Origin of the sequence: Porphyromonas gulae (assembly GCF_000765945.1) — a bacterium.
Lineage (GTDB): Bacteria > Bacteroidota > Bacteroidia > Bacteroidales > Porphyromonadaceae > Porphyromonas > Porphyromonas gulae.
This window is the reverse complement of record NZ_JRAT01000018.1, coordinates 1-7024: the sequence shown is the minus strand read 5'-3', so window position 1 is coordinate 7024 and position 7024 is coordinate 1. Positions and strand designations below refer to the sequence as shown.

1 protein-coding gene is annotated in these 7024 nt (G+C 43.7%); it reads right to left on the bottom strand.

Going from position 1 to position 7024, the window contains the following annotated elements; genetic code table 11:
• Window positions 1–6304 precede the first annotated feature (6304 nt).
• A complete protein-coding gene (locus HQ49_RS07175; RefSeq protein WP_449421062.1) occupies window positions 6305–6931 on the bottom strand; it encodes a hypothetical protein in 627 nt (208 codons plus the stop codon).
• Between the last annotated feature and the right edge of the window lie 93 nt (window positions 6932–7024).

Genomic DNA, 7024 nt, shown 5'->3' with positions numbered 1-7024 from the left:
AGATCCACAAACGGTCGGCAGACTCGTTGCCAAGAACATCCATCACAAGAGAAGGCATACCGGACGAACCCGTATCGTTAGAACGCCATACGATCTGAGCCCCATTGCCGTTGTTCACCGTCGTATTCTTCATCAGCTTATCATATAAGATCTGCAACGTGCAAGATGCTCCGCTCTGCATCTTCAACAAGAAGGAATGCATCGATGGAATTCGATCCGGCAGGTTGGACTGACCCGCTGTATTCTTCGGAACCGACAGGTACTGACCGGCTTGATAACCCGAAACCGTGCTTCCATTGAGCTTGCGCCACTGGTCGCGCGTACCCGTGTTGAAAAGATAGACCGTCTCCNACCGACAGGTACTGACCGGCTTGATAACCCGAAACCGTGCTTCCATTGAGCTTGCGCCACTGGTCGCGCGTACCCGTGTTGAAAAGATAGACCGTCTCCTCAACTTCCGGCGGGAAGACAATACCCTGCCTGATGTCGATGGCTGCAGTATAGGAGTTACCCACCAAGTTAGATCCGGAGTAGTTCACATTCGGCGTACGAGTCAGGTTAAGGAAGGCGTCACATACGCAAATNGTCGATGGCTGCAGTATAGGAGTTACCCACCAAGTTAGATCCGGAGTAGTTCACATTCGGCGTACGAGTCAGGTTAAGGAAGGCGTCACATACGCAAATTATACCCTTGAAGCTATAAACCCCCGTGGGCTGTACCTGTACATCATTCGTGATCTGGTAGCCCTTGAACTTCTGAAGCTGTGTATCCGGCGCATAAGGAGCAGGGCGCCACTTATCTCCATTGAAAGGCTCAACCCATTGGTTTATAGTCTCGTTTCCTTCAACATCCCCGTAAGGGAAATCTGATTCATTGACAGGTATTCCAAAATACTGCCAGCTCCTACGGTACATACCGCAGTCGGCACAATCATATCCCTGATTGTAAAACTCGACAGTAGCTCCTACATCTTGATTAGCCCCGGGATTACGGAACAACAATGTCCCGGTCGGATTGTCTTTCGAAGACTTCACGACAATAGTACCGGCAACCGCATTGTTATCCTCAACTACTCCGTTAATCATCAACTGATTGCCCGTAGTTATTACCAGATCTTTATCCGAATCATTGATCAGGTTACCGATAACGCGACCGGCTGTTCCATTCTGCACCAGATCATCCAAATGCAGGTTCTCTTTCGCTGGGCCCGACTTAGGATTATTCAGATCTGTCGGATTATTCACCTCAGTGGCGAATTCAACATCCTCTGCAGCATCGGGAACTTGGTCATTGGTCCAGTTGTTAGGCTCTTTCCATTCGTTAGGCTTGCCTACTGTGCCTCCAATCCAATAATTGCGCGGAAGTTTTATCAAATCGACTCTCGCTGGATTGATTTCACAATAACATCCGTCTTGGGGCAAAATACTAAGAACCAAATTGCTTGTACTAGCAGGATTTACTCCTTTTATCTTTAGCGTCTGAGTAACAGGTGAAGTATTCGTTACACTCGTTGAAAGGGGCTGAGTCCCGACAACAACATCTCCCGAAGAGTATACAAGATTATTGTCCTTATCCGAGAAAAGTGTTACTACTGTTCCGTCCTTCAATGGGATATTCGAAGTATTCTTTACAGTATATTCTATCGTGATATTCTCGTTGCCTCCGCTTGGGATAGAAACAGCCGATCCAACTGTAACATCCAAGTAGGGTTTGTCAAGAACAAACTCAAACTTATTGACTCCGGTTGCAACATAGGTGGCTGAACATTGAACGCCTTCACACCAGAGTCCAGGAATCTTCTCGACATTAGTTATTTCAAGTGTATGGTTTCCACAAGGAGGAACATTCTGGTCGTCTTCCCGTATCTCGAATTTGTAAGCAAAAGAATCTCCTGTGGTTAATCCTCCTTTGATTTTCACAGAAATCTTATCCTCAGAGTTGGCAGTAACAGATACCGATTCCGTTCCTGCATCATATGCATTAGCGCCTCCCGGAAGGTCATTATCCGGAGCATAAGATCCAGGAACATACTTGAATCCTAAAGGAATAATAACCTCAAGATAAGCGTCAGCAGTGGTTGTTCCACCAATGATCACTTGCTTTACTTTCACAGTTTTAGGCGCTTTACAATCCGATCCAGTAACATCAGCCGTAACCACCTGAGTAGAAGCAGATGTGGTGTAAGGGAGTACAGCTCCTTTAATCCTAATAGGAGGAGTGCTTATAGCAATACCAGAACCTTTAGCATTCATGTTGCAAGTGTTTTTTCCGTCTGCTCTCACCCGGAAATTTTTACCCGAAACGAACTCGCAACCAGTCTTTATTCCGAATTTAACGTCGATCTGACGCTCTTGGTTGTTGGCAGCCTCAATAGTTCCTTTAAGATATCCTATGGCGGCTAATGCAGGGTGCTCGATTAAGTTGACCACATTATTCACTACATTCAAATTATGCCAAACTCCGGTTTCGGCCGGATAGCGAACCTGAACGATGTTAGGTGTAATGGTCAATCCATCTTCTGCAACTATAGTAAATTGGGGATCATATATGTTGGCCTTGTCTGTAGCTTGAATACGATATTCATATGGTAGTGTCGTACATAATATGGGCTCAGGCACAGCAGGAGGGACTGATACTTGTCTCAACTCCATAGCAGATACAAGAGGTCTAAGTTTCAACCCAATGTTATTGATGTTACAAATGTAGTCATCAGGCGATTGAGGATAACCTTTACAATTCCAACCACCCAAAGCTCCAAGCGTAAGAGCAGCACATCCGGAATACTCAAACTCAATTTTATAGTCAATAGCCTGTCCCGCAGGAACTCCGATATCATTCAAATGAAACATTTTTCCACCAGAATAAGGAGTTGCGGGAATCTCTTGACTGTCTGAAACCCGAGAGACTCTAGTGATCTTAAGTCCTGACACATCAGGCAAAGCCAGCCATATAAAGGGAGAAGCACTCTGTGAAGGATTATTATATCGTATTGTCCAACTTCCTACTTTACCGGCAAGCTCAACCTCTCCTGTTTGATCCACCAATTCAATAGAGGGCTTATTGCTATATTGCAAACGACTGCTCTGACCTAATAGAGCAGAAGAAGTCTGTCCAATACCTCCTTTTTTGAACTCCTCAGGGACATTAGCCAATTTTGCCGTATAGTAATAGTAGTCAATGAACTCCGTATAGGTTTCAAAAACTTCATAATCCGGTGCAACATCATTTGAGGCACAAGTGGGTGTCGCATTTATAGTCATTCCAGCACCATAGCGATTGGTTACCGTAATGGGAAAATGGTGTTTATGATTATTGTCAGGTACAGGATACTTATACAAGAGGAAACCACCTTGATCTATAGTGCTTTGCGGCGTCAGGGTAAGGGTCTGATTCGCTTCACTCACAGGATTATGCTCATTTCTAAATCTGACATTATTTAGCACATACGACTTGGGCATCTTGACATAGTAATTCAGCAACTTTATACCGGGGCGATATTCATTTTCATAATTCAAAGCTCCTGAATCAAAACGCCGGGCAAAATTAGAAGTGCTTCCTCCTAAATCGACAGTCTCACAAGCTTTTGTTCGAATCGGGTTGACACCATTATAAGATTTTGTACCCAACAGATACATTTCCGGTATCACATCCAAACACGTTGAATGAACCCCATCCCATACATTTGCCCCAGGTGCGCTTGTGGAATTGTATATATACCACTTTTTCCCTGTCTGTTTATCTCCTCTCGGATATCTTTCAGAAGTAACTCGATAATGTGTTACTATATTGATTTTATCTCCGTTCAGTAGACCATCAGCAGGCAAAGCAGAAGTAAAGTCCCAGTCGACAATCTGCTCTTTTCCATCAGAGGAAGCTTTATTATTAAATTTCTTGAGACCAGTAGCAGAAGCAATTTCCACTCCACTTCGGAACACCGTAATATCCGCAGAAAGAGGTGTAAGCCCTCTGCTTCCATCTATATCCGTATTCAAGACCAAATGTGCTCCCAGGTTAGAGGCAGCACCATATTGCACAGCACTTGCCGAGATTTTTATTTCATCCATATACAGAGCTTTAGCCAAGTCATAAGCAGAAATATTGGAACGGCTTTGCAATGTAGACATGGTGTAATCGGTCCAACCCAGCGAATTGTCTTCACGCTCCACAACGGGGATCCCCGTAGAGAGTCCTGCACTACATGGCGAGCCACAACCAAGAACCCGAGGAACATGTTCTCCGCACAACAAGGGCGCAACAGGACATGCACACTCAGGATGATGGACATAGTCAAGAACAATCTTAATACGATATTTAACACGAAGGTTGTTTGATCCGGGTTGGCAGGTATACACTAAATCTTTTAGCAATACTCGCCCTATACGGTTGGTAGGAGAAACAATGAGCAATTTGCCATCTTGCTCTGTTACGCTACCCGGTGAAACTGGGTCGGAATAAGTAAAATCATTTTCGGAGATAGGTTTCTTCATAGGTGCCCACGTTATCTTAGAGGGATCGATAGATAGACCAGGAACTAAATCTATCTCTACAATGTAGCGTGTATTTTCGGTTATATATGAATTCCGGAAGTTTTCCCATTTCGTTTCTATTTTCAAGTTGAAAGGACGGCCGGCCTCAATATTAAGAGGCATATATGAAAGATCACTGAATCTGTCATGTCGAAATGCCATATCTGCCAGGGGATGTATGTGATATTGGGAGGGATTAACCCAATTGTGTTTATCACAGGCTGTACGATATTTAACTTTGCTGATATAACCATAATCCCCGATGAACACATTACAATCCGTAAAATCTTCACATCTGAACTTAATTATCATATCAACTTTGACAGTAGCTCCTACGGGCAAATCATCATAAAAACCATCTCCATCAAGATCGTCCAAACCTACACCGGCACCATCCGGATCAACGTTAAAGTAATTCTCAAATCTGAGGTCTACCCCTCTATCATTGGTATATGAATTAGGAATAGATTTTCCACCAACCTTAAAGTCAACAAATCTCTGGATATCAAACTCTTGCGGTGAATACTGATTGGTAAATCCCACAACATTGACATCATACATTCCCCCCATCTTGTCTCCAGTACCTTCATTCGTGTATCCTGCAGTAATAGTGAAAGGTTCACAGGGTGACGTAAGTACAGGTTTAGTAAGCGGAAGATGCTTAACTTTAGCAGCACCGTACATCATTGTAATAACGGCTTGCACCTGTTTCACTTCACACTGACTACTGACACTACATCCCCAACCCAAACCATAGAGCGTTTTCGGATTACAAGTCTTTAAGACAAATGTTTCACGTAAGGTAATTACCTCTCCGTTTGTTAGCATGTTGTCAGCCCCTAAAAGATTTCCGCTAAGCGTATAAGTTCTCTTGGTACTTTCTACAATAGGGGAAGTAACTTCGATTGGAGATCCGCTAACAGGTACGACTTCCAACTTATATGCCCCCGTGCCTGAAAAATAATCTTCAGAACCATGGTCTATGGAAATGAAAACCGTATTAACAGTATTAGCGGAACCACTCGAAATAGTAAACTCACGAGTAATCGTCTCTCCGGGTTGTTTGTTGTTTTGAGCTGCTGGAGCATTAATAATCAAATTCGGGAATGCCACAGAATAGGTATTTGACTCTTTGCTTGAGCTAGCACCATCGACTGTAACTGTGACTTTATCTTTAAAAAGAAATCCGCTAGTCGCAGCATTTATTGCATTCTCCCATGCCCTACACGCAGCTCTTCTTTTAAAAGAAAACGAGACCTCTGTCGCCAATGCGATAATATCGTCTCCATCAGCAGAAGTCAGCTTAAATATTGGCTCATTCAAATTGGAAATATCGCTTGCCACTATCGCAACAGCACCTGCAGGATTTACACTTTCAAGGATAAGCCCTTCTGCATATTCTATTCCATCCGCAAGTTTGACCCTCACCTCAACAGCATTGGAAGTCTGCACCGCCATTGTAAAATCAACCGTTAACTTTTCTTCTCCATCACATACTTTAATGGATGGAGCTGCAGTAGGAGAATACGCTGCAAAAGACACCTGGGCATGCATGCCACAAGGTAAGATCAGCACAGTGAATATTATAAAAAACAGGGACAAGAACTTTTTTTCAAACATCTTCATCATATTTCTTCTTTTGTTTTTCGTCATCATTAATCTGAATGGCGGTATATCGATATTTAACAAAACGGCTATAAGCAATTTTCATAGCCCCCCGAAAAGTCATATCACTACCTCAATTTTTAACCGAAACAGATAAATTTGCTTTCACACATCAAATCTCGACTTCATACTTATACCAATGGTTTCTCAAGACCTTCTCGGGCAAAGGCAAACGATAAAGTTCAGGCCCGAATTCGGGAGGAGGAAGCTCTCCATCATCCACACNATACCAATGGTTTCTCAAGACCTTCTCGGGCAAAGGCAAACGATAAAGTTCAGGCCCGAATTCGGGAGGAGGAAGCTCTCCATCATCCACACGAGGCAATGCGACCTCTACAGCTGCCCCTTTCGTATCTCGCTCATTCAAGTAAGTAATAATCCGCAAACTCTTAATCTTTCCTCCGGAATCCATCGTGTATCCACTGCCGGCATCGGGAGCCGGGCTCACATTCAACGATGTACCCCACGGCATCCACCCGGCGATCTGCGGCCATGCGCCATCATTGGAGCTAACCGGATTATCAGGCTTCGTGGGCAGGGGTTTTACCACATAGGTATCTCTGTCGAAATTCACATATCTATACCTGTAGTCAGCTAAATTACCTCCGTTGGCAGCAGGCAGTATCTGAAATTTCTCGCTTAAAGTAATATTGAGCTCTATCTTGGCAATAGCACGGACAAGCTGAACATTATCCAAAAGATAATTCGCCGTAAAATCATGGGTTTTATTTCCGGACATCAAGAAAGGAGAGGCCATATTCAAAGACCATGGCTGTGAAATTGTCTTCTTTACATTCTGCAACCCATTTTCTGTGGTTATGACATCAAGTGC